At 50.3% G+C, this 23,377-nt stretch carries 15 protein-coding genes; 14 read left to right on the top strand and 1 reads right to left on the bottom strand.

Features of this window, described 5'->3' with window-relative positions; all coding sequences use genetic code 11:
- The first annotated feature begins 101 nt into the window (after window positions 1-101).
- From J7619_RS15650 to J7619_RS15605, 10 genes are all read left to right on the top strand, one after another.
- The gene (locus J7619_RS15650) at window positions 102-3,605 is read left to right on the top strand and encodes a TonB-dependent receptor (RefSeq protein WP_291200104.1); all 3,504 of its coding nucleotides are present in this window, start codon (window positions 102-104) and stop codon (window positions 3,603-3,605) included.
- A gap of 17 nt (window positions 3,606-3,622) precedes the next feature.
- Window positions 3,623-5,530: a RagB/SusD family nutrient uptake outer membrane protein gene (locus J7619_RS15645; RefSeq protein ID WP_291200103.1), complete on the top strand. Its 1,908-nt coding sequence runs from the start codon at window positions 3,623-3,625 to the stop codon at window positions 5,528-5,530.
- 27 nt (window positions 5,531-5,557) lie between these two features.
- The gene (locus J7619_RS15640; protein ID WP_291200100.1) at window positions 5,558-6,259 is read left to right on the top strand and encodes a DUF3823 domain-containing protein; all 702 of its coding nucleotides are present in this window, start codon (window positions 5,558-5,560) and stop codon (window positions 6,257-6,259) included.
- Window positions 6,260-6,308: 49 nt separating this feature from the next.
- Window positions 6,309-9,854, top strand: a complete 3,546-nt coding sequence (locus J7619_RS15635) for a PVC-type heme-binding CxxCH protein (protein ID WP_291200097.1) — start codon at window positions 6,309-6,311, stop codon at window positions 9,852-9,854.
- Between the two features lie 131 nt (window positions 9,855-9,985).
- Window positions 9,986-10,717, top strand: coding sequence for a ThuA domain-containing protein (locus J7619_RS15630; RefSeq protein ID WP_291200094.1), 732 nt, complete (start codon window positions 9,986-9,988; stop codon window positions 10,715-10,717).
- 592 nt (window positions 10,718-11,309) lie between these two features.
- Window positions 11,310-12,428, top strand: coding sequence for a Gfo/Idh/MocA family protein (locus J7619_RS15625; protein ID WP_291200091.1), 1,119 nt, complete (start codon window positions 11,310-11,312; stop codon window positions 12,426-12,428).
- Between the two features lie 169 nt (window positions 12,429-12,597).
- Entirely contained in the window at window positions 12,598-13,470 is an 873-nt protein-coding gene (locus J7619_RS15620; RefSeq protein ID WP_291200088.1) for a sugar phosphate isomerase/epimerase, read from the top strand.
- Window positions 13,463-15,538: a hypothetical protein gene (locus tag J7619_RS15615; RefSeq protein ID WP_291200085.1), complete on the top strand. Its 2,076-nt coding sequence runs from the start codon at window positions 13,463-13,465 to the stop codon at window positions 15,536-15,538. The genes J7619_RS15620 and J7619_RS15615 overlap by 8 nt, the downstream gene beginning before the upstream one ends.
- A gap of 20 nt (window positions 15,539-15,558) precedes the next feature.
- Entirely contained in the window at window positions 15,559-16,614 is a 1,056-nt protein-coding gene (locus tag J7619_RS15610) for a family 43 glycosylhydrolase (RefSeq protein WP_291200082.1), read from the top strand.
- A gap of 21 nt (window positions 16,615-16,635) precedes the next feature.
- Window positions 16,636-17,805, top strand: a complete 1,170-nt coding sequence (locus tag J7619_RS15605; RefSeq protein ID WP_291200079.1) for a cellulase family glycosylhydrolase — start codon at window positions 16,636-16,638, stop codon at window positions 17,803-17,805.
- A gap of 223 nt (window positions 17,806-18,028) precedes the next feature.
- Here J7619_RS15605 and J7619_RS15600 read toward each other — a convergent pair whose 3' ends face one another.
- The gene (locus J7619_RS15600; RefSeq protein WP_291200076.1) at window positions 18,029-18,478 is read right to left on the bottom strand and encodes a DUF6934 family protein; all 450 of its coding nucleotides are present in this window, start codon (window positions 18,476-18,478) and stop codon (window positions 18,029-18,031) included.
- 174 nt (window positions 18,479-18,652) lie between these two features.
- Here J7619_RS15600 and J7619_RS15595 point away from each other — a divergent pair, with 174 nt between their 5' ends.
- The 4 genes from J7619_RS15595 (at window position 18,653) to J7619_RS15580 (ending at window position 23,224) form a co-directional block, all read left to right on the top strand.
- Window positions 18,653-20,197, top strand: coding sequence for an arylsulfatase (locus tag J7619_RS15595; protein ID WP_291200074.1), 1,545 nt, complete (start codon window positions 18,653-18,655; stop codon window positions 20,195-20,197).
- 69 nt (window positions 20,198-20,266) lie between these two features.
- The gene (locus J7619_RS15590) at window positions 20,267-21,280 is read left to right on the top strand and encodes a T9SS type A sorting domain-containing protein (RefSeq protein WP_291200072.1); all 1,014 of its coding nucleotides are present in this window, start codon (window positions 20,267-20,269) and stop codon (window positions 21,278-21,280) included.
- Window positions 21,281-21,383: 103 nt separating this feature from the next.
- A complete protein-coding gene (locus J7619_RS15585; RefSeq protein WP_291200069.1) occupies window positions 21,384-21,983 on the top strand; it encodes an RNA polymerase sigma factor in 600 nt (199 codons plus the stop codon).
- Window positions 21,984-22,099: 116 nt separating this feature from the next.
- Entirely contained in the window at window positions 22,100-23,224 is a 1,125-nt protein-coding gene (locus tag J7619_RS15580; protein WP_291200066.1) for a FecR family protein, read from the top strand.
- The last annotated feature ends 153 nt before the right edge of the window (window positions 23,225-23,377 follow it).

Raw genomic sequence — 23,377 nt, 5'->3', positions numbered from 1 at the left:
CCCAACAGTAACGGACATTACTGCACATCCATTTGGACGATGGATGAGCCGGGGAAGATTTCGTTGAATAATCTCCTTAAACAACAAATTCATTCAAAAATATGAAAAAAGTTCGACGACCTGAAGACTTTCTCATCAAGCTCATGCGAATCACATTAATGCAATGTATCCTGGCTGGCCTGTTCGCAGGCATCACGTGGGCGAACGACGGGAGGGCTCAGTCTGCATTGAGCCAGAAGGTTACCGTTGACATCCGGAACGAGGATATCAAGGCGATCTTTTCGCAGCTGGAAGAGCAGACCGATGCCAAATTTATATTTAGCTCAAAATTGATCCAATCGGATCGCCGAGCCTCCGTTAAGGTTAAAAATGGCTCATTATCGGCGGTTTTAGATGCTTTGCTTAAACCGTTGGAACTGAATTACCGGGTCAAGGGCGACCTGATCGTCATCAAACCTGACCACGCTGCACCTGTTACCGAACCGGTTTCCGAGGAAATTCCGGTGGTGGAGTTCAATGCCTCTGCTATGGTCGACAAGGCCATTACAGGCGTCGTTAAAGATGAGTCCGGGACGGGGCTGCCCGGGGTAAGCGTTGTTTTAAAGGGCACACAAACGGGCACCTCGACCGATGAGAAGGGCCGGTTTTTGGTGACTGTTCCTAATGGCGAGCAAACGTTGATATTCTCTTTTGTAGGCTTTTTATCGCAGGAAATTGCAGTGCCATCAGAGCAGAGCACATTGGATATTACCCTGAAAGTTGACGACAAAGCGCTGGAAGAAGTAGTTGTGGTAGGTTATGGTACGCAAAGAAAAGAATCGCTGACAGGTTCCATCGCGACAGTGACGAGCAAGGACCTTGAGCGCGTGCATGGAGGGTCTACGGTAAGCTCCGGATTGGCTGGCAAGATCCCTGGTGTAACTTTCCGGATGCCGGACGGCCGCCCTGGTGCAAGCGCCAATATCCAGATTCGTAACATGGGTAACCCGCTGTTTGTGATCGACGGTATCCAGCAGGATGCAGGCCAGTTCAACAACATTTCTCCTAATGATATTGAAAGTATTTCTGTACTAAAAGACGCTTCCGCTGCTATTTACGGGGTTCGTGCGGCGAACGGGGTAGTGGTAGTGACGACCAAACGCGGTAAAATGGGGGCGAAAAACACAGTGAGCCTGGATGCCTACACGGGCTGGCAAAACTGGTCGCGCTTCCCGAATGTCGTGAACGATTCATACCAATGGATGCTGGGCAAGGCCGAAGCAGAAATGAACCAGTACGGCAAAACATCCATCACCCAGGCTGAACTCGAAAAGTACCGGGTAGGTACCGAGCGTGGTTATCAGACATTCAACTGGAAAGATTTCATTGTTCAAAAGAACTCCCCGCTTAATTCGGTGAACCTGAATATGACCGGTGGTTCAGACAAGATTAACTATTACATTTCAGCTACAAGGCTACACCAGAACTCGGTATTGGGTCGCGAGTTTACATTTGACCGTACCAACATTCAAAGTAATGTGGATGCGAAAATCACGGACCGTCTGAAACTTGGCGTTCAGATCAACGGCCGGATCGAGAAGCGTGACCAGCCAGGTATCCCCGGTGGTGACGACTACTGGCTGCCTCGTTTCGCGATCCTGCGCAACCGCCCGTTCGAGCGTCCGTACGCGAACGACAATCCTGAATATCTGAACGATATCAAGCATAACGAAACCAACTGGGCCTACAACAACAAAAAACTGGGCGGTTATTGGACTGAATATTGGCGTGTTTTGCAAACCAACTTCTCGGCAGAATACCAGATTCCCGGCGTGAAAGGGCTGAGTGCAAGAGGAATGTATTCGTACTACATCGCCGACCGCGTGATGAACGGGCACGAGTACACCTACAAGGCTTATACCTACAACCCGACCGACGACACTTACGCGGTCACTGGTGGTAGCACCAACCCATGGCGTGAGCGCGGTACCCGAAAAGTAATGCGTAATGTGTACCAGGGTCAACTGGCTTATAACAATACGTTCGGCAAGCACACGGTGGGGGCAACCTTCGTATCGGAGTGGCAGGACGAGCACGTGCAAGACCAGTGGGTACACGCAGTTCCTAAAACGAATACACTACCACTGATCTACTTCCCGACGGTAGATACTTACAATGACAGCGATACAGAGCTGGCACGTATAGGGTATATCGGTAGAGTGAATTACGACTATGCGGGCAAATATTACCTGGAAGTTTCGGCGCGTCGGGATGCTTCCTGGAAGTTCGCTCCCGACCGTCGCGTGGGTTACTTCCCGTCGGCGTCCGTAGGCTGGAGAATTTCGGAAGAAGGTTTCTTCAAAAAGCTCATTGGCGAACGCAGCATCCTGGATGACCTAAAATTCAGAGGTTCGTACGGTATTCTCGGGGACGATAATATTCTCTTCAATAATGACCCGAACAAGCCACTGAGCCCATATGCCTACCTACCTGGCTACGATTACAACAAAGGCAACGTCATTTTGAGTGGCAATGCAGTGGTTACAAGCCGCGACAAAGGCCAGATCATCAATAATATTTCCTGGTTCAAAAGTAAGATCACGGATGTCGGTGCCGATTTCTCATTCCTTGGAACTAAAATCACCGGTAGCGTCGATTATTTCTACCGCCTCCGCACCGGATTGCTGGGCCGTAAGTATGACATTCTCGTGCCTAGCGAGTTGGGTTACTCACTGCCTGACGAGAATGTAAACAGCGATTCGCAGCAGGGATGGGAAGGAGCGCTGACCTACAACGGTAAAGCGGGCAATATCAATTACTCCATCGGTGGTAATGTGTCGTTCTCTCGGAGCAAATTCATATCGTCTTATAAGCCTATTTTCAACAATTCGTGGGACCGTTATCGCGCTTCGGGAGAGGACCGTTACACGAATATCTTCTGGGGACTTGAAGCGATCGGTCAGTTCCAGTCGCAGCAGCAGATTGCCGAATACCCCGTCAACATCGATGGACAAGGCAACCGTACCTTGCTACCGGGCGATTTGATCTACAAAGACCTCAATGGCGATAATGTGATCGACGGGTATGATCAGCGACCTATCGGGTATAATGCCTCCGGCCAGCCGAACGTCAACTTCGGATTGAACTTCTCTGTAAGCTGGAAAGGCATAGGTTTCGTGGCTGACTTCTCGGGAGGCGGCATGTACACCTGGAACCAGAATTACGAGCAGCGTTGGCCATACCAGAACGAAGGTGCATTGAACAGCATTTTCCTTGACAGATGGCACCGGGCCGATCCATTCGATGTGAACAGTCAGTGGATTTCCGGCAAATATCCGGCGCTGCGTTACAACGACAAAGATCATAGCAACAACAGGAACTCGACTTTCTGGGTGCATAATGTGAAATACATCCGTGCAAGAACGATCGAGCTCAGTTACTCACTGCCGAAGTCGGTGCTGGAAAAGCTGAAAATGTCGCGCGCCCGGTTCTATATCAATGGTTATAACCTGTTCTCTATCGACAACTTGAAGAAGTTTGGCGTTGATCCCGAAATCCAGGATGACAATGGATTGCAGTATCCGCAGAACAAGTTCGTGAACGTAGGTATCAACCTGTCTATTTAAACCGATTGGAATTCAACATGAAAAAGATATTTCAAATACTATCGATTGCCGTATTGACGCTGGGTTGGAGCTGTAACGACGACGAATTTCTGAACCGACCGCCTACCGGGCAGCTTTCCGAGGAGCAGATCTGGAGCGACGAAGGCCAGGTATTGTCCGTGCTCGGGGATTTGTACAACCGCTATGTCGATTTCTCGACTTTCAAAACAATCAACGACTATCCGGGATGGATGACCGTCGGTGACTTCAATGAGGCATTCTGGTCGGAAGCGGGCCGTTATGGCAACTTTCAGAACAGCGGCTGGGGTTTTGGAGCCTGGGGAGCCTGGGATTATGGCTACATCCGTGAAATGAACCTCTTTATCCAGAAATGTACAGCGGCGGATAAACTCGCACCAGCCATTCGCGAACGTTACCTGGCCGAAGCACGCTTTTTGAGAGCCTCTTACTACTTCGAGCTCGTGAAAAGAATGGGCGGCGTGCCATTGATCCTGGAACCGATGGTGTACGATTTCAGCGGCGATCCGTCGTACCTGCAACACCCGCGTGCCAAGGAATCGGAAATCTATGATTTCGTGATCAAAGAAGCTGAGGAAATCAAGGACAAACTCCCGGCGAATGCGGGCGAGAAATCGCGTGCGACCAAAGCTGCGGCACTGGCTATGGAGGTCAGAGCGGCAATTTATGCCGGTTCCATTGCGAAATATGGAGCTAATACCCCTCAGGTGTCGTTACCGGGAGGTGAGGTAGGCATTCCTGCGAACGCGGCCAACGGCTACTATACCAAAGCGCTCACGGCTGCAAAGGAGATTATTTCAGGAAACGCCGGGGCTTATGCCTTGTACACCAAAAAGCCCGATCTCTCGGAAAACTTTGCCAGTATTTTCTATGACAAAGCCAATAACCCGGAAGTCATTTTTGTAGAGGATTTCAAACTGCAAAGCGGAAAGGTGCATTACTTCACCGGCTGGAACCAGCCCCGCTACGGTGCAGAGGAAGAAGAAGGTGGCCGAATTAACCCTTCCCTGCAACTGGTGGAGGCATTTGAAAAACTGGACAATACCTTCGCGCCGATCCCGACAACGAATGCGAACGGCACGCCGATCTACTATAATGAGCAAACCGACATTTTCGCAGGCCGCGACGCACGCCTCGGCGGAACGGTTATGCTGCCGGGAACCTCGTTCAAAGGTCGTAAGGTCGATATTTGGGCGGGTTACCAGCTCGCCAATGGCACGATCATCAGCGGCGACGACCGCGGTGCACAAAAAACGCTTCCCGGCAAAACAGTCCCTGAGCAAGTCGTTGGTTTCGACGGCCCTATCGACGGTTTTGAATTCACTGCGCAAACGGGTTTCTACCTCCGTAAATACCTCGATCCCGTAGTTGGTTCAGGTCAGCGCGGTGTGAACAGCGAGGTATGGCTCGTTCGTTACCGTTTTGCGGAAGTGCTTTTGAATGCAGCAGAGGCCGCATTTGAATTGGGACAAGCGACGGAAGCAGCAGGTTATATGAACCAGGTCCGTGCCCGCGCCGGATTGGTGACGCCTCTGAAAGCATCTCAAATTAATTTCGATCGCCTCGTGCATGAACGCCGCGTGGAGTTCGCATTTGAAGGACACCTTTTGTTTGATATGAAAAGATGGCGTATTGCGCACCAGATCCTGGACGGCAACGCCATCACCGCGGCCGAACTTTCGAAAGATCTGGGCAAAGCTACCAAGCGCAATACGCAGCCTTGGGGACTATGGTCGTACAAAATCTACGATCCGGGCTCGCCTAACAATGGGAAATGGATTTACAAGCAGGTTAAACTCAGCCGGGTAACCGGTGCCGACCGCTTCCAGTTGGGAAATTACTATTCCTACATCGACGACGCCATTATTAGCAACAATCCGAAGCTCGTCAGAAACCCGAACCAATAGGCCATCACATTCAAACGATACGATATCATGAAGATCAGATTTCATATTATGCCGCTTGTCGCGATGGTTGCGCTCTTGTCGGCATGCGAAAAGGACAACTACACCGAGCCTAAATCGATGCTTTCGGGCAAAATCGTGTACAAAGGCGAGCCGGTGGGTGTGGAGGAAGGGCAGGTACGCCTGCAACTCTGGCAACCGGGTTTTGGAAAACTGGCGTCGATCGACGCGCCTATTTCGCAGAATGGGTCATATTCAGCGCTTTTGTTTGATGGAAATTACAAACTGGTTTTTCCCAAAAACCGAGGGCCATTCAAAACGATCGTGCAAGACGCTACTGCCAAAGACACGCTGTTTGTAAAGCTGGCAGGCAATCAGGCACTCGATGTGGAGGTAATGCCTTATTACATGATCCGCACACCACAGTTTTCAGGCGGCGAGAGCAAGGTGAATGTTTCACTCAAACTCGAAAAAATCCTGACAGGCACCGAGGGTAAAGACATCGAAAGGGTATCATTGTATGTAAACAAAACCGATTTCGTGGCCCGCGCTACCAACGTGGCTGTGACGGACATTGCCGGGGCCGACATCAAGGACCTGAATGCCATCAACCTCACAGCCGACGTACCTACGCTTTCGCCTGCCCAGAACTACGTGTTCGCACGGGTAGGTGTGAAGATCAAAGATGTGGAGGACATGGTTTTCTCGCCTGTCCAGAAAGTCAATTTGTAAGGATTGATTCCAATACTAAAACCGAAACGTTTCTTTAAAACCAATTTGAATGAGGAATTACATTGCACTCCTGCTTGTCGGGCTCATGGCGCTGGCATGTGCAAAGAGTACAAATCGGGGTTCGGCCGCCGGAAGGCCGGCCCCCAAAGCCGGCGCTTCCAAGGGCCGCAGGGCGGAAGTATTGTTCCTGGGGCACAACAGCAAGCACCACGATTCGGGTAAATATGCGCCCTGGTTGTCAATCAAGCTGTTCAAGAGCGGCATTAACATGTCGTATACGACCAATCCGAGCGATATCAACCCCGAAAACCTCCAAAAATACGACGGGTTGATCATCTATGCCAACCACGATTCGCTCTCGCCGTCGCAGGAAAGTGCGATGAAAGCATTCGTAGAAGGCGGAAAAGGACTCATTCCGATCCATTCGGCATCGGGTTGTTTCCGCAACTCGGCCTGGTATATTAAGACAATAGGCGGGCAGTTTGCTTCCCATAAAACAGGCTCATTTAAAAACACTATTCTAAAACCGGAACACCAGGTCATGAAAGGCATTACCGACTTTCAGACCTGGGATGAAACTTACGTCCACAAAAACCTGAATCCCGACAAGACGGTTCTGGGCGAGCGCGTGGAAGGCGATGTACACGAGCCTTATACATGGGTGCGCAACGAGGGCAAAGGCCGCGTATTTTACACCGCCTACGGCCACGAGGACAGTACCTGGACCAAGAAAGGGTTTCTCGACCTGGTCAGGAACGGCGTGCTATGGGCGATTGGCGATGATGTGCAGGCGCAAATCGCTGCATTGAATCTGCCCGAGGTTGATATTTATAATTCCGACACGATTTCTCATTATACCAAACGTCACGTGGTGCCCAAAATGCAGGAATCGCTTTCGCCGGCAGAATCCAACAAGCTGACGCAAATCCCGCCGGATTTTGAAATACAGCTTTTTGCATCCGAGCCCGACATCACGAACCCTATTGCGATGTCGTGGGACGAACGCGGCAGACTCTGGGTGGTAGAGTCTGTTGATTATCCCAACACATTCAAGGAAACCGACGGCGCTTCCAATGACCGTATCAAGATTTGCGAGGATACCAATGGCGACGGCAGAGCCGACAAGTTCACCGTCTTCGCCGATAAGTTGAACATTCCTACCAGCATGGTCTTTTCCAATGGTGGTATTATCGTCTCCATGGCGCCGGACTTCGTGTTCCTGAAAGATACCAATGGCGATGATGTGGCCGATGTTCGTGAGGTAATCATGACGGGCTGGGGCAAGAACGATACGCACGCCGGGCCTTCTAACCTGCAATATGGTTTTGATAACAAGATATGGGGAGTATTGGGTTACTCAGGCTTTAACGGAACGATCAACGGGAAGAAAATGAACTTCTCTCAAGGTGTTTATCATTTCAGTCCGGACGGGAAAAACTTCGAATACCTGGGTAACAGCAGCAATAATACCTGGGGATTAGGGGTGACGGAGGATAATAACGTCTTTCTTTCAACTGCCAACAACACACACAGTGCATTCTATTCCATGCCGGGGCGACTCATGCAACGCACTTTGGGTGAAGAGCAGCCATCCGTACAAGCCGTTCAGAAGATCGACGGTCACTACGATGCGCACGCTGTAACGCCCAATTTGCGGCAGGTCGATGTGGTAGGAGGGTTCACTTCCGCCGCGGGGCATCACTTTTACACGGCGCGGAATTACCCGAAAGAGTACTGGAACCGCGTCGCGCTGGTGACGGAACCGACGATCCGTTTGATACATAAAGCTATTCTTGAACCGGATGGCGCGGGTTTCAAGGAAAAAGACGGCTGGAACTTCATGGCCAGCTCCGACGAATGGTTCGGTCCTGTACAAGCCGAAGTAGGCCCTGATGGTGCCGTATGGGTGGCCGACTGGTACAACTTCATTATCCAGCACAATGTATTCGTGCCGGCACAATCGCCGTCGAAATTCATTCTTCCTTTCGAAGAGCAGCCGCATGGCCCGGGTAATGCATTCAGCAGCCCGATGCGCGACCTCAATCACGGCCGGGTTTACAGGATTGTTTATAAAAACGGCAAGAAATCGCCGGCATTGAAGCTCTCCAAGGACGACCTGCTGGGACTGGTAGCCGCATTGGGAAATGATAACATGTTTTGGCGTATGACCGCCCAGCGCTTGCTTGTGGAATCGAAGAAATTGTCGGTGCTGCCGGATTTATACAAGATCATCAATAATCCCAAAGTCGATGAAATCGGTTTGAACAGCCCTGCGGTACACGCATTGTGGACATTGCATGGCCTTGGGGTGCTCGATGGCTCGAATGCGGAGGCGTTACAGGTAGCAAGAAGGGCTTTGAGCCACCCCGCTGCGGGAGTGCGTAAAGCCGCCGCAAGTGTGTTGCCGAAGAAGGAACAGAGTTTTGAAATACTCGAAAAAGGCATGAAAGATGCCAATCTGAATACCCGTCTCAGCGTTTTTGTAGCGATCGCGGAACTGCCATCTTCCGAAAAAGCGGGTGCGGCCGTTTACCAGGCTTCCCTCGACGATCAGAATGCGAAAGATCCTTGGCTTTCACGGGCCATTCTCGCAGCGGCTATCCAACACGAAAAAGGATTTTTGGCCGCTGCCGGTAAGCAATCACAACCATCCGCATTGACTGCGCTCGTAACGGAGGCATTGAGCAGAGAAATTTATCCGTTAGGGCGAAGAAATACGCTGCAATTCCCGCCGGATGTTTCGGGTAAAGAAATCATCATCCGCGCTACTATCACCAAAGGTCGTGACCGTGCATTGCAAGGCTTTATCGTTGGCCATGGTGGAAAGGACGGCGGTTATGCATTGTATATTCAGGACGGGAAGCTGATCATGGCCGTGAAACAGCATGGAATGCTGAGCCAGGCTGCTACCACCGCCCCGCTGCCCGACAAGTTTGACGTAGTGGCAAGTCTTACACAGGGAGGTAATATCCGGATTGAAATTGACGGAAAGGAAGCCGCTACGGGTAAAGCGCATATGCTTTTCAATGCGCCACTGAGCAATTCGGTACGTACTGGCGAGGATATGGAAGGAGAGGACAAGATCGGAGAATATGAAGGCCGCTTTGGTTTTGCCGGGAATTTTCAAAAGGCGTCGTTGGAACTGAACCGTCCGAACGAAGGCGGTAGCAATGCAGCGGTACCTGCGAAATCCGCCTCAAAAGCCGCGGATCCGAATGCGACGGTGATCGAGCTGAAAGTGGAAAAGGAAATCATGCAATATGATAAAAAGCTGATTACCGCAAAGGCTGGACAGAAGGTGGTGATTAACCTTGAAAACCCGGACGGAATGCAGCACAACCTGCTGATCATTAAACCGGGCACTTTGCAGAAAGTAGGTAAGGCTGCGGATGAACTGCTCACCAATCCAAAAGCTGCTGAAATGCAGTACGTTCCCAAGATTCCGGAAGTATTGTTTTCGACCAGGCTGGTGAATACGGGAGAGACGGTCTCGCTCGAAATCACAGTGCCGAACGAACCTGGCGATTATCCTTACGTGTGCACATTCCCGGGCCACTGGCGTGGTATGAATGGCGTGCTGCGGGTGATCAGATGACCTGCAGCAGCGGTTTAAAGTTCATGAGTTGAAGGTTAGATATGCGACTCGTGAGCGTCAGAACTGATAAATTCTAAATTCAAAAACCGGATATCCAGACTCATAAACTTTAAACTCATAAACTCTTAAATATGGCTCGTTCAACTTTGAAAACCATCGCCTCGCTACTGCTTCTGTTAGCCATGTTCGCCCATAATGCGATGGCCGAAAGCCCGGAAAAGAAAAAGGCGATCCGTGTGCTGCTGGTAGGCGGTGGCTCTTCCCACGATTTCGACCGGTGGTACAAGCAGGAGGATGTGCAAACGCTGCAAAAAGGCGGTCTGGCGACGGTGGAATATACCAGCGATCCGACCACAATCCTTGGCAAGCTGAAAGACATCGATGTGCTTTACCTTAGCAACAACCAGCCCATCGCCGACAAGGCCACACGTGAAGCTATTTTCGCATTTGTGGATGCTGGAAAGGGCCTGGTACTGGCACACCCCGCATTATGGTACAACTGGTCCGACTGGCCGGAATACAACCAGAAGCTGGTAGGCGGGGGCTCCAAGGGGCATGATAAGTACGGGCCGTTTGAGGTAACCATTACCCAAAAACATCCGGTAACCAAGGGAGTCCCGGCGAGCTTCAAGCTGGACGACGAGTTGTACTACTTCAAACCTGATGCGGCCGGAACGCCTATTGAGGTGCTCGCAACTGCCAAAGCTGAAACCTCGGACAAAGTTTTTCCAAGCATTTTTATTGTGAAATATCCCAAGGGGAGAATTGTCGGTATCGCATTGGGACATGATGCCAAATCGCATACCATTGAGCCTTATCAGACTATTTTGAGAAATGCTGTTCAGTGGGCGGCTGGGAAGTAAATGAGAAATAAATAACAGCAGCCAATGCCCAAATGAGCCTCCAACTAATAAAAGCTCTTGCAAGGGCTCCAACAAGCTCTCTGGCTAGTAATGCTCATGCAAGCTTTTGACTAATAAAGCTCAAACAAGCTCTCTGACTAACAAAGCTCAAACAAGCTCTTTGACTAACTCTGTCCGTCGGTTAAAACCGACGGCAAAAGGATAAGATGATCATCAGCATGCGCCAACTGGCGCCAATGATCAAAATCAATCTCTAATAATCCATTGCCCCGGGTTTCAACCCGGGGATCCAGAGAAAAAGGGAAGAATTTAGAATTTAGAATTTAGAATAGAGAACAGAGAACAGAGAATAGAGAACAGAGAACAGAGAATTGAGAGAAAGAATTGAGAAAAGGAAAATTTGAAAACAGAGATTTGATATTAAGAGAATTGTGCCAAAAAGAGCAATTCAATATCAAACATCTGGTAGCATCAGATTTCAGATCATAATCGAGATCAAATAAACTCAGAGCCATAGGCTCAAAAAAGCAAAGCAAAATCAATCCATTTCTTAACCCCGGGTTTCAACCCGGGGGCTTTAAACAACACAGCAATGAGCGACAAGCAAATCACAGTAGTTATCGTGGGTATGGGTTTCGGGAAAGAGTTTATCCCAATTTATCAAAGCCACCCGAACATCAAGGCGGTAGGGATCTGCACCCGCAGCAAACAAACCCGCGACGAGCTGACTGCCAAGTTCAATCTCGACCCTAACCTGGTTTTCGAGCATTTCGAAGATGTTCCCAAGCGCGATGACGTGGACGCGATACACGTGGTAACGCCTGTGCCTGACCATGCACGTATGACGCTGGCATCCCTGAATGCAGGCAAGCACACAGCCTGCACCATTCCGATGGCGATGACCGTCGAGGATTGCAAAGCCATTGTAGAAGCCAAACGCCGCTCGGGTAAAGTGTATATGATGATGGAAACTGCGCTCTATACCCGTGAATTCCTGTACGGATTGAACCTGGCGCAAACCGGTCAACTGGGTCGTATTCAGTTCGTGCGTGGTTCACACATCCAGGATATGAGCATGGAAGGTTGGGGCGAATACTGGAAAGGTTACCCACCGATGCTGAACGGCACGCACGCCATTTCCCCGCTTTTGAAAATCAATAATACCATCGCAGAAACAGTAGTTTGCCACGGATCGGGCCGCTTGAGCGAGGACCTCGCGAGCCGTTACGGATCGCCTTTCGCGGTCGAAACTGCCACATTTACATTGAAAGGTACGGATGTGGTGGCCGAGGCTACGCGCTCTTTGTTCGATGTGGTGCGCCAGTACCGCGAGAGCTACGATGTGTATGGTACCAAAATGTCGTTCGAATGGGAGCAGTTGCAGGACGAGGAGCACGTGATATTTGATGGTGGTGAAAACGCTTCACGGATCAATGTGCCCGATACGGATGAGCTGTTGATCGAGCCGATCAAGCATTTCACCAAGCGCGAGAAGATCGACGACCCGAACCACGTGTCGTTCCTCCAGGGCGCGGGCCACGGCGGTTCGCACCCGCATTTGGTGCAGGAGTTCGTGGCGGCGATCGTGGAAGGCCGTGATTCGGCGGTGGATGCCGCGTTGGCTGCCAACTACACCTGCGCAGGTATTTGTGCGCATGAGTCGGCCATGAAAGGCGGCATTCGTGTGGACGTACCGAGTTTTGAAGCATAATTTGTCCTAACAAAAAAAGAGGGTGTATCAAATGTAATTAAGCTGTCACCCTGAGCGAAGTCGAAGGGCAAATGCGTGATGCAAATGTCCTTCGATTTCGCTCAGGGTGACAACGAAATGTGATTTTGTGCTTCTTGATACACCCCCTTTTTGCTAATCCTGAACCCTTATGTTATTCGGAGCCAGCACATTTATCTGGGTATCACCGTTTTCGACGGCCAACATCGACCTGCTTACCAAGGTCAAAAACATGGGTTATGACATCATCGAAATAGCCGTGGAAGATACCCGCATTATCGACTGGAAACTCATTAAAGACACCGCCCGCGACCTCGATCTGAAAATCACTATCAGTGGCGCATTCGGGCCGGAGCGGGACATTTCCAGTACTGATCCGGTATTTCGCCAGACCGGTAAACAATACATCATCGATTGCATCCGCATTGCAGAACAAATGGGTAGCCCTGTTTTCGGCGGGCCGGTTTATTCGGCAGTGGGCAAGACCCGCATTGTTTCCGCAGAACAGAAAAAGCAGGAGCGTGAATGGTGTGTGGATATTCTGAAAGAGGTTAGTCAAGTTGCCGGGGATTGCGGGGTAACACTCGGTTTGGAGCCTCTGAACCGCTTTGAAACCGATATGATCAATACGGTGGATCAGGCGCTATCGATCCTGGACGAGGTGGGGAACCCGAACCTGAAAATCGTTTTGGATACCTTCCATTCCAATATTGAGGAAAAAGATATTCCCGCTTCGATCAGGAAAATCGGGAAAGATTTGCTTTGTCATGTACAAGGCAATGAAAGCGACCGCGGTACACCGGGAACCGGCCATTTGGAATGGCAGGGCATTCAGGAAGCGCTGACTGAAATCGGTTATGACGGCGCGGTGGTGATCGAAACCTTCGGACAACCCTCCAAAGAATTGGCACGCGCGGCCTGTATCTGGCGGCCATTGGCGAACAGCGCCGATGAACTCGCCGAAGAAGGACTCGCCTTCTATCAAAAAATGTTTGTTCCAACACATGCTGCTATCAATGCGTAACTTACTGCTTGTCTTACTGCTAATTGTCCCCGCGGTGCTGCATGCGCAGCTGCCCGTCGATTTAAAAGGTTTTGACAAGAAAGGCGGCGTTCAGGCGATCGTAAACGAGGCCATGCTGAATATCGAATGGCCCGCCGGCAATGCAGAAACCGGGAAGGTTTCCATTGATTTAAATAAATCGAACCCGCTGATCGGTAGCCTGGGCATTGGAACAAAAGAAAAACAGTATACCATCGCCCGCAACCTGGATCCAGCCATTATCCTCACCGTGGGCAAGCGCGATCTGGTTTCGCAGAATGGCTGGAATATTTTCTTTGATAAAACCGCCTACCTGAAATACCAGAGCTACGCCGTAAAACTCGACAAAACAGACGTGAAGGTGGCCAGCAATGGCGCCCGCACGGAAATTACCGTCAACGGGGCGAAGGCCGGACCATTCTCGGGTGCGATTCAATTTACGCTGTATAATGGTAGCCCGCTGATGAACGTGGCCGCGGTGATGTCGACGAATGTCGATTCGCTGGCGGTGATCTACGATATCGGCCTTACTTCCCGGGAAACGCCCTGGCAGAAGCTTTTCTGGGCGGACACCGAAGACTTCATGCGAAATGTGGCGGTGACCCAAATGGATACCGTTGAAATGATGGCCGTGAAATACCGGACGATTATCGGCCAGGGCAAGGAAGGTAATCTGGCCGTTTTCCCCGCGCCACACCAGTACTTTTATCCGCTGGATAATTGCTATAATCTTGAACACATCTGGTACGGCGAGAATTATCGTAACCTGCTTCCGGGTTTCGGCATCGGTATCCGTCATGATTTATTGGGTGACCGCCGGTGGGTACCATGGTTCAATGCGCCTCCGGGAACGCAGCAGCGATACAATTTCTTCTGTTTACTGAGCCGCGAGAAGGACGGGAAAGTGCTGGAAAATGTGAAAGCATTTACGCATTCGGATAAATATGAGCCGCTTCCGGGTTACTACACCATGTCCAGCCATTTCCATCAGGAGCATGTGGATGACGTGCTCACGCGTAAGCCGCTGCCGGACATGCCGGGTTTTGTAAAGGCGTTCCGGAATACGGGTGTGAACATCGTGCATTTGGCCGAATTTCATGGTCCGGGTAGCCCGCGCGGACCTGAGGCGAAGCGTTGGCCGGAGCTGAAAATGATGTTCGCAGAATGCGCACGACTTTCGGGTGGTAACTTTTTGTTGTTGCCGGGTGAGGAACCGAACAACTTCTTCGGGGGACATTGGATGAATATTTTTCCCAAACCGGTTTATTGGCTAATGTCGCGGGAAAAGGACCAACCCTTTGTGGAAGACCATCCCGAATATGGTAAAGTTTACCGCATTGGGAACAAAGACGAAATGCTGAAATTATTGGAAATGGAAAACGGCCTCGCGTGGACGGCGCATGCGCGCACGAAGGGTTCGACGGGGTTCCCCGACAAGCATAAGGACGAGGCATTCTATCAATCCGATCATTTCCTCGGCGCCGCCTGGAAGGCCATGCCGGCGGATTTGTCCCAACCCAAACTCGGCAAACGCGTGCTCGACCTGATGGACGATATGGCCAACTGGGGCTACAAAAAGAATGTGCTGGCCGAGGCGGATCTGTTCCGCATCGAGCCAAATTACGAATTGTACGGGCATTTGAATGTCAATTACCTGCAACTCGACCAGCTTCCCCGCTTTGAAGACGGCTGGCAGCCAGTGCTGGATGCCATGCGGAGAGGGAAATTTTTCGTGACTACCGGCGAGGTTTTGATCCCAGCATTTAAAGTAAATAACGCGGTGGTAGGGGAAACGGCCCGACCGGATGCGAAAGGCAATGTAGAGATCAGCCTCGATGCCCAATGGACATTTCCGCTCAACCGCGCAGAAGTGATTTCCGGTGATGGCAAGGAAGTTTTTCACGACGTTATTAATTTGAACGACACACAGGCGTTCGGTCAGAAGAGTTTTAAATTTGTCCAAAACCTGAAAGGCCGGAAATGGCTGCGGGTTGAACTCTGGGATGTGGCCGCCAACGGCGCATTTACCCAGATCATCTGGCTCGAATAACGATATTAACCAAACCTGAAATGATCAGACCACTCTTATCACTGCTGTTGCCATTGATTCTGACCTGTCCCCGACAGGATGTCCCCGGGCAGCATAACCCTGGTCCGGGAGACAAGGAATATAAAAATCCGGTTTTTGAACCCATTCTCGCCGACCCAACGGTGGTGAAAGGCGACGACGGATACTTTTACGCCTACGGTACGCAGGACGACTGGGGCGATGGCAACGGTTCCCGACTGGTGCCCATTGTCCGTTCCAAAGACCTCGTGCATTGGGGTTATGTCAACGAAGCATTCACAACTAAACCTGCCTGGAAGGAAAAAGGGGGCATATGGGCACCCGACGTGGTCAAAGTGAACGGTAAATACCATATGTACTACGCCTATTCGACCTGGGGAGATGTGAATCCGGGGGTTGGTCTGGCGATCGCCGATTCACCGGCGGGCCCGTTTGTGGACCAGGGAAAGCTATTTACGAGCGCCGACGTCGAAGTTCCCAACTCCATTGACCCGTTTTACCTCGAAGCCGATGGTAAAAAGTATGTTTTCTGGGGCAGTTTCAGCGATAAGCCTGCGCAGGGGACTTATGGCGTGGAATTGTCCGCCGACGGTAAGTCGGTGCCCGATCTTTCAAAGAAATTCAAAGTGGCTGCGGGTGATTTCGAAGCGGTGATGATCCAGAAGAAAGGAGATTACTACTACTTTCTGGGGTCGAAAGAAAGTTGCTGTGAATTTGAGAAGAGTAAGTATCATGTGAGAATGGGGCGTTCCAAATCCATTTTCGGGCCGTTTCTGGATCAGGAGGGCAAGGATTTGAAAGATCGCGGTACCGGAACCTTATTGCTCCACGGAAACGATGTGTATGCCGGGCCGGGGCATAATGCGCGCTGGATAACCGACGACGCGGGTACCGACTGGCTTTTGTACCACGCCATTAGCAAGGCGGAGCCGAGGGTATCGAGCGGCGCGAACCGTCGGGTATTGATGCTGGATAAATTGACCTGGAAAAACGGCTGGCCCGAAATTTCCAACGCAGTGCCAAGCATAGAAAACCGGCCTGCACCGCTTTTTAAATAACTAAACCAATTCTAACACCTGATGAAATTGTTAAAAACGACTATCTGGGCTGTTGCGGCCTGCCTCACGTTGCAGAACTGCGCCAAGAAAGCCGACGAGAAAAAAGAGGAAGCCCCGGCACAGGAGCAATCCGCCGGTCGCGAAATATGGACCAAGGAGCAAGCCAGGGAATGGTATGCCAAACAGGGCTGGCTCGTAGGCGCCGATTTCCTCCCCAGCACGGCTATCAACCAGCTCGAAATGTTCCAGGCGGAATCTTTCGACACCGCTACGATCGATAAAGAGCTCGGCTGGGCGCAAAACATCGGGATGAACACCATGCGCGTATACCTGCACGACCTGCTTTATCAGCAAGATTCCACAGGGTTTATCAAACGCCTTGATACATTCCTGAACATCACGAAAAAGCACAATATCAAACCGGTACTGGTTTTGTTTGATTCCTGCTGGGACCCGTTCCCGAAACTGGGCAAGCAGCGCGATCCTAAGCCCGGTGTCCATAACTCAGGCTGGGTGCAAAACCCGGGATTCAATGCATTGAAGGATAGTACGCAATATCCGCGTCTGGAAAGATACGTGAAAGGCACTGTCGCCGCATTCGCGAACGATGACAGGGTATTGATGTGGGATATTTGGAATGAACCGGATAACACCAATAACAGCTCCTACGGTAAAGTGGAATTGCCGAACAAGGTGGATTACGTATTGCCGCTCATGGTAAAATCATTTGAATGGGCACGTTCGGTGAATCCTTCTCAACCGCTGTCATCGGGCGTATGGGCGGGTGACTGGTCATCACCTGAGAAGCTGAAACCGATCGAAAAAGCGCAGCTCGAACAATCGGACGTAATCACATTCCACAATTACGAAAATGCGCAGGAATTCGAGAAACGCATTAAATGGCTGGAACCATACGGTCGCCCTTTGATTTGCACCGAATACATGTCGCGCGGAAACGGCAGCTTCTTCGAAACATCTTTGCCGATTGCCCAAAAATACAACGTAGGCGCCATCAATTGGGGCCTCGTAGATGGCAAATCGCAAACCATTTATCCTTGGGATAGCTGGAAAAAGACCTATACCAAAGAACCCGACTTGTGGTTTCACGATATTTTCAGAAAAGACGGAACGCCCTACAAGCAGGCTGAGGTGGATTTGATTAAGAAGTTGACCAGCGAGAAGAGCAGCTAGGTTTTAATATAAAAACGTGAAACAGCCCGGAAGCATTTCCGGGCTGTTTTGGCTTATTGTATCTGTTTGCTTCTTGATTGATTGTAAACCGACCCCAATAAACTCTCCAGGAGGAACCGGCTCATATCTCTTCCAAGTTCTTCTGAGTTGTCATATATGCCTTTGAGTGGCTGTGGTTTAAAGTCATGGGTTTTCTTTGCTTGTGCTTTCATTTTGGTCCTTTTTAAGTTGAAAATCGACTGGTGATGAAAAAATATTGATAAGGCTGATTGGGTTTAAACGGCTCGCGCCTGCCGTTATCGCTTCTGACTCCCCATATCAGGTATTTTTCCAAAAACTTGTCAAGATCTCGTGTGATCGCAATTCTGAATAATCGGGTTTTGGCATCGGTATTTCCCATAAAGCCAACGACGGCTCTTGGATGCGCATCGGTGAAAGTTTCAATGGTTTTAGATATAGTTGCCATGGTAGGCTTCACGTCCGCATTGCTATTGTTAATAGTCGTCGAAAGCCTTCCATCCCATTGTACTTCTGCTAATGTCAGGGAATATAAAAAAGGAATCTCCGTCTCTTGGTAAAGAATCGCTTTGTGCGTTGCTGTGTATCCAATACTCAAAAAGTCAAAACGGCAACCATCTTCAAGAACTTTAACATCGTAAACGGGTTGATCCATAACATAGCAGTGTATTATCACAACATTACGTATTTCAACCCACCCTCTCCAAATCCGTTTATCAGGCGGTTACATTATTTTCAAAAATGCTTTCCAGGGTAAACTTTCGCTTTTCAACCGGCAAAGTCGACCTGAATCAATATCTTCACAGCCGGAATTCTTAACCCCAACCTTATGAAATTGAAGTACTCACGAATGACGTCGTGGCTATTGACGGCGGCGATGCTTTTGCCATTCGCGGTAAAAGCCCAGAAAAAGCAATCCAAACCTAATGTTATTTTCATTTACGCCGACGACGTCGGTTATGGTGACCTGAGCGCTTACGGCGCCACGAAAATCAGTACGCCCAATCTTGATCGCCTGGCGAAGGAAGGTATTCGCTTCACCAATGCACATGCGAGCTCGGCTACCTGTACACCCTCGCGCTTTGCGCTCATGACAGGTAAGTATCCGTGGAGGCAAAAGGGAACCGGTGTACTTCCGGGCGATGCGTCGCTGATCATCCCGATGAATCAACTGACTTTACCGGCCATTTTTCAAAATGCGGGTTATAAAACCGGCTCGGTGGGTAAGTGGCATCTTGGCCTGGGCGAAACCAACAAGCAAATCAATTGGAACAAGCCTATTACCAAAGGCCCGAATGAAGTCGGTTTTGACTATGCGTTCTTTTTTCCTGCGACCTCCGACCGTGTTCCAACGGTTTTCGTAGAAAATCACGATGTGCAGGACCTCGATCCGAACGATCCCATTGAAGTGGATTATTCCAAAAAAATAGGCAATGAACCGACGGGGCTCGAAAACCCCGAATTGCTGAAACTCCCGGCTTCACCGAATCACGGGCATAACAATACCATCGTGAACGGTATCGGCCGGATCGGCTGGATGACGGGCGGCAAGCAGGCCCGCTGGACCGACGAGGAAGTGGCGCATGTGTTTCTGAGCAAAGCGGAACAATTCATTGAGGATAACCGGAAAAGTCCATTCTTCCTCTATTTCTCGCTGAACGACATCCACGTTCCCCGGATGCCGAGCACGCAGTTTAAAGGCAAAAGCAAAATGGGGTTGCGCGGTGATGTGATCCTGCAAATGGACTGGACAGTGGGAGAGATATTGAAGAAACTCGATGAGCTCAAAATTGCAGAAAATACACTGGTAATCTTTTCAAGCGACAACGGCCCGGTACTCGACGACGGCTATGCCGACCACGCCGTAGAGCTGGCGAAAGGGCACAGTGCCGCCGGCCCGCTGCGAGGCGGAAAGTACAGCGCATTCGAGGGTGGTACGCGGGTGCCCTGGCTGGCGCGCTGGCCACAGGCGATCAGGCCGGGTACGGTTTCGGATGCATTGATTTGCCAGATCGACATGATGGCTTCCTTCGCACATTTCTTCCAGCAGAAAACCGGAAGCGAAGAAGGTGTGGATAGTTTTAATGTAATGGACGCGATGCTGGGTAAAACTCAGACAGGCCGCAGCTGGCTGATCAAACAGGGCGGCGCATTATCTATTACGCAAGGAAACTGGAAATACATTGAACCGCGGGAAGGCAAGGCAGTTGCCGAGCTCACCAATATAGAAACCGGTGCTAATCCCAAGCCTCAGTTGTATGATCTGAGTAAAGATATTGGGGAGAAAAACAATGTGGCGGACAAGTATCCGGCGAAAGTAAAGGCGATGGCCGCGGAACTTGAAAAGGTTCGGGAGGCTGGGAGAAGTCATTAAAAAAAAGTTCTACATCGCGTTACCATTCCGGACATCTCACGTCTAAATGCATAAACTACAAATCGGTTTATGCTAAAAAAATACTTTACCTCCGCCTGCGCGCTGCTGGCATCATTTGCCGGCAGCGCGCAAACAACCTACTTCCACCAGGATTTCAGCCAAACTACCGGCCTGATCAACCCCCAACCCGATACGGGCCAGTTTAGTCACGTCATTCTCACGGCGCCTGCGCTCTCTTACCACAAATTTCACAAAGGCTACATGGAGTTCACCCGAAGTCAGCTCGATTCGGCAACGGGGGGCATTATACGTGCTATGCGCGCCACGCCTTTTATTCCCAGTCCCGAAACGTTGGTCGTTAGCATGACATTCAGCGTGGAGGGTATTCAGGCACCTGCATTGAATGCGATGTATTTTTATGTAGGTGAAGATTTTAACCCGGTCAATAATTCCTTCCCCAGCAATGGATTAATGTTCGCCAAATGCTCGGTGAACTTTCTGGAAGACGGGTTTAATATCAAAGATATGGAGACGAGGCAGGTGAGCAAAATTTATTCCGAAAAGAAACTGGTTACCCTCAAGTGGATTCTGAATAACTCGGAAGAGCCTTTGATGTACCGGATTCATGCCACTTCTGCAGAGGAAACTGCGATGCCCGGGACCTACGATCTGTGGGTAGACGACGAACCGGTCGCCAGGGCGGCCAAAGCATACCCCGGAGCGTCGGCCTATTCCAAAACGAAACTTTCGAACTTCGAGATGCGCTTCCGTAATGGGGTAGGAAAGATCCGCATCGATGAAATATCCATCGACGACGGAAAGCCTGCGCCGATTGAGGACCATCCGATGGTGGCCCCGAATCCGGCAAAACGGGATCATATCACACTTTCTGCAAAAGGAGTAAATGCCCCCTCCGTTCGTCTGATCGATTTAAATGGCAGGGTGCTGCCCGCCAAAACGGTGATCGAAGCGCCGGATAAGGTAAGCCTGAAACCGCTGACTCCGGCTGCATCCGGTATTTACGTTTTGCAATTTCAAAATCAGAACGGTCAGAAACAGACAGTTAAAGTGATGATCGAGTAATGGTGTGGATAGGACGATAACCTGATTCAATTAAACTAATCTTGTAAAATAAATTGAGTTTGCGGTTAAGTTTGACTTATTTAGTCGTCCCTTTCAACAAGTTATGAATTCAACGTCCCCTTTTCCGGAAGATCGCGTGCTCTGGCAGGATTTCCTGGCGGGAGAGGTACGGGCGTTCGAAAAGTTGATGTCCGATAATTTTCGCCTGCTGTTCAGGTATGGGAGCAAATTTTCCAAGGACAGGGAACTGGTAAAGGACAGCATTCAGGACTTATTCCTGGTACTGTGGGAAAAAAGGGATAACCTCAATCCCGATGCAGCTGTGAAGCCGTATCTGATGGCTTCGCTCCGGCGCCTGATGCACAGGCAGGTGTCCTCCCGCTCATGGGTAGGCGGGGAGGCATTGCAGGAAGAGGACGATTATTTCGAGATCGAGTTTTCCGTTGAAGACGATTATATCCGCAACGAAGCGACCCATTCCCGCACGTATCACTTGCAGAAGCTGATCAATGCACTGCCCCGGCGGCAAAAGGAAGTGGTATACCTCAAATTTTTTCAGGAACTCAGCCGCGAACAGATCGCGGAGGTGATGGCGGTGTCGCCGCAGACAGTGTCAAACCTGCTGCAAATTGCTATCCGGCATTTGAAAACAAACTGGAAAGCTGAATTCCTTATATTTTTTCTGCTGCATTTTCTATTCTAATCCGCACATCGTCAGCCATTCTGCTATATTTTATTCTTTTCTGAAGAAATAATTTAAAAATTATTGGTATCCGGTGCCCGGCCTTGTCTATACTCATTTAGACACAATGAACTGGTATGGACCGCTACAACGATTTTTCTGTTGAAGACTTTGTCTGGGACGATTTTTTCCGTCAATGGACGCTGTCGCCTACTTCCGAAACCGAGGCGCTTTGGGACGACTGGATTGACGCCAATCCTGAAATGCTTGAAAAAGTGGAACAGGCCAAGGCCATCGTACTTTCCCTTCGCTTGCACGAACCCGAGATCGACGATGTGGAGATTAACCAGGTGGTAAAACAAACTGTCGGTCGGATAACCGAGCCCAATGAGGACTCCGCCCGGACCCCGCGCCGACTCGTACCGGCATTCTCCATTCCCTGGATGCAATTTGCAGCCTCGGTGGCTTTGATCATGCTGTTTGGTTGGGCCGTGTATTCGGTGATGATCAAAAGAGAAGAAAAGCCGGAACTTGGCCAGCAGGATAGCATGATCAAGCATAACGGGGCATTGACGGAAAAGACGAATTCAACCTCCCAAACCATCGAGCTTGTATTAAGCGATGGCAGCAAAATAAGCCTCGCTCCGAAAGGTCGTATTCGCTATCCGGAGCGGCTTGACGGAGAACGCCGCGAGGTTTTTCTGGAAGGAGAGGCATTTTTTGATATTGCCAGAGACCCTGAGCATCCTTTTCTCGTGTATGCCAATGGTTTGGTGACGAAAGTGTTGGGTACCAGTTTTCGCATTAAAGCCTATGGCGATTCGCGTGAAGTGACTGTGGAAGTGAAAACCGGAAAAGTCGCCGTATTCGCGCAATCGGACCCGCATTTGAAGGAGAAAGTTGCCGACAGGCAGTTGCAGGGCGTGGTACTCACCCCGAACCAGAAGATTATTTATGCGCGCAACGAGGTCAAAATGGTGAAAACGCTGGTCGAAAAGCCTGAAATGGTGGTGGCCAAAGCCGAAATACCCCAGTTTGAATTTGAAGACACGCCTGCGAGCGAAGTCTTCAACACGATCGCCAGGGCCTATGGCATCGATATTTTATACGACGAGGCATTATTGAAAGATTGCCCGCTTACCGCACGCCTCGATAACCAGACACTTCACGACAAGCTTAATATCATATGCAAGGCCGTGGAATCCAGCTATGAGATCGTCGATGGCCAGGTGATCATCCATAGTAAAGGATGCAGGAATTAATCAGAAATAATCACGTAACCCTTTAACTCCCGATAGAAAAAACAGAAAGCTTATCCTAAAAAAGAAGAGCCGGCAATGTTCCCGCATCACCGGCTCCGAAAATTCCCTGACAGGTTGGTCGCCATTACCCTCCCCAGCGGGAGGCAGGGATCG

The organism is Dyadobacter sp., assembly GCF_017744695.1.
Taxonomy (GTDB): Bacteria; Bacteroidota; Bacteroidia; order Cytophagales; family Spirosomataceae; genus Dyadobacter.
The sequence above is the reverse complement of the archived record's forward strand: the minus strand, read 5'-3'. Positions and strand labels throughout refer to the sequence as shown.

Coding starts and splice junctions, on each gene's coding strand:
- J7619_RS15625 (WP_291200091.1), top strand. CDS start 11,310: ATGAGCGACAAGCAAATCACAGTAGTTATCGTGGGTATGGGTTTCGGG.
- J7619_RS15590 (WP_291200072.1), top strand. CDS start 20,267: ATGCTAAAAAAATACTTTACCTCCGCCTGCGCGCTGCTGGCATCATTT.
- J7619_RS15630 (WP_291200094.1), top strand. CDS start 9,986: ATGGCTCGTTCAACTTTGAAAACCATCGCCTCGCTACTGCTTCTGTTA.
- J7619_RS15605 (WP_291200079.1), top strand. CDS start 16,636: ATGAAATTGTTAAAAACGACTATCTGGGCTGTTGCGGCCTGCCTCACG.
- J7619_RS15640 (WP_291200100.1), top strand. CDS start 5,558: ATGAAGATCAGATTTCATATTATGCCGCTTGTCGCGATGGTTGCGCTC.
- J7619_RS15600 (WP_291200076.1), bottom strand. CDS start 18,478: ATGGATCAACCCGTTTACGATGTTAAAGTTCTTGAAGATGGTTGCCGT.
- J7619_RS15585 (WP_291200069.1), top strand. CDS start 21,384: ATGAATTCAACGTCCCCTTTTCCGGAAGATCGCGTGCTCTGGCAGGAT.
- J7619_RS15595 (WP_291200074.1), top strand. CDS start 18,653: ATGAAATTGAAGTACTCACGAATGACGTCGTGGCTATTGACGGCGGCG.
- J7619_RS15610 (WP_291200082.1), top strand. CDS start 15,559: ATGATCAGACCACTCTTATCACTGCTGTTGCCATTGATTCTGACCTGT.
- J7619_RS15650 (WP_291200104.1), top strand. CDS start 102: ATGAAAAAAGTTCGACGACCTGAAGACTTTCTCATCAAGCTCATGCGA.
- J7619_RS15615 (WP_291200085.1), top strand. CDS start 13,463: ATGCGTAACTTACTGCTTGTCTTACTGCTAATTGTCCCCGCGGTGCTG.
- J7619_RS15645 (WP_291200103.1), top strand. CDS start 3,623: ATGAAAAAGATATTTCAAATACTATCGATTGCCGTATTGACGCTGGGT.
- J7619_RS15620 (WP_291200088.1), top strand. CDS start 12,598: ATGTTATTCGGAGCCAGCACATTTATCTGGGTATCACCGTTTTCGACG.
- J7619_RS15635 (WP_291200097.1), top strand. CDS start 6,309: ATGAGGAATTACATTGCACTCCTGCTTGTCGGGCTCATGGCGCTGGCA.
- J7619_RS15580 (WP_291200066.1), top strand. CDS start 22,100: ATGGACCGCTACAACGATTTTTCTGTTGAAGACTTTGTCTGGGACGAT.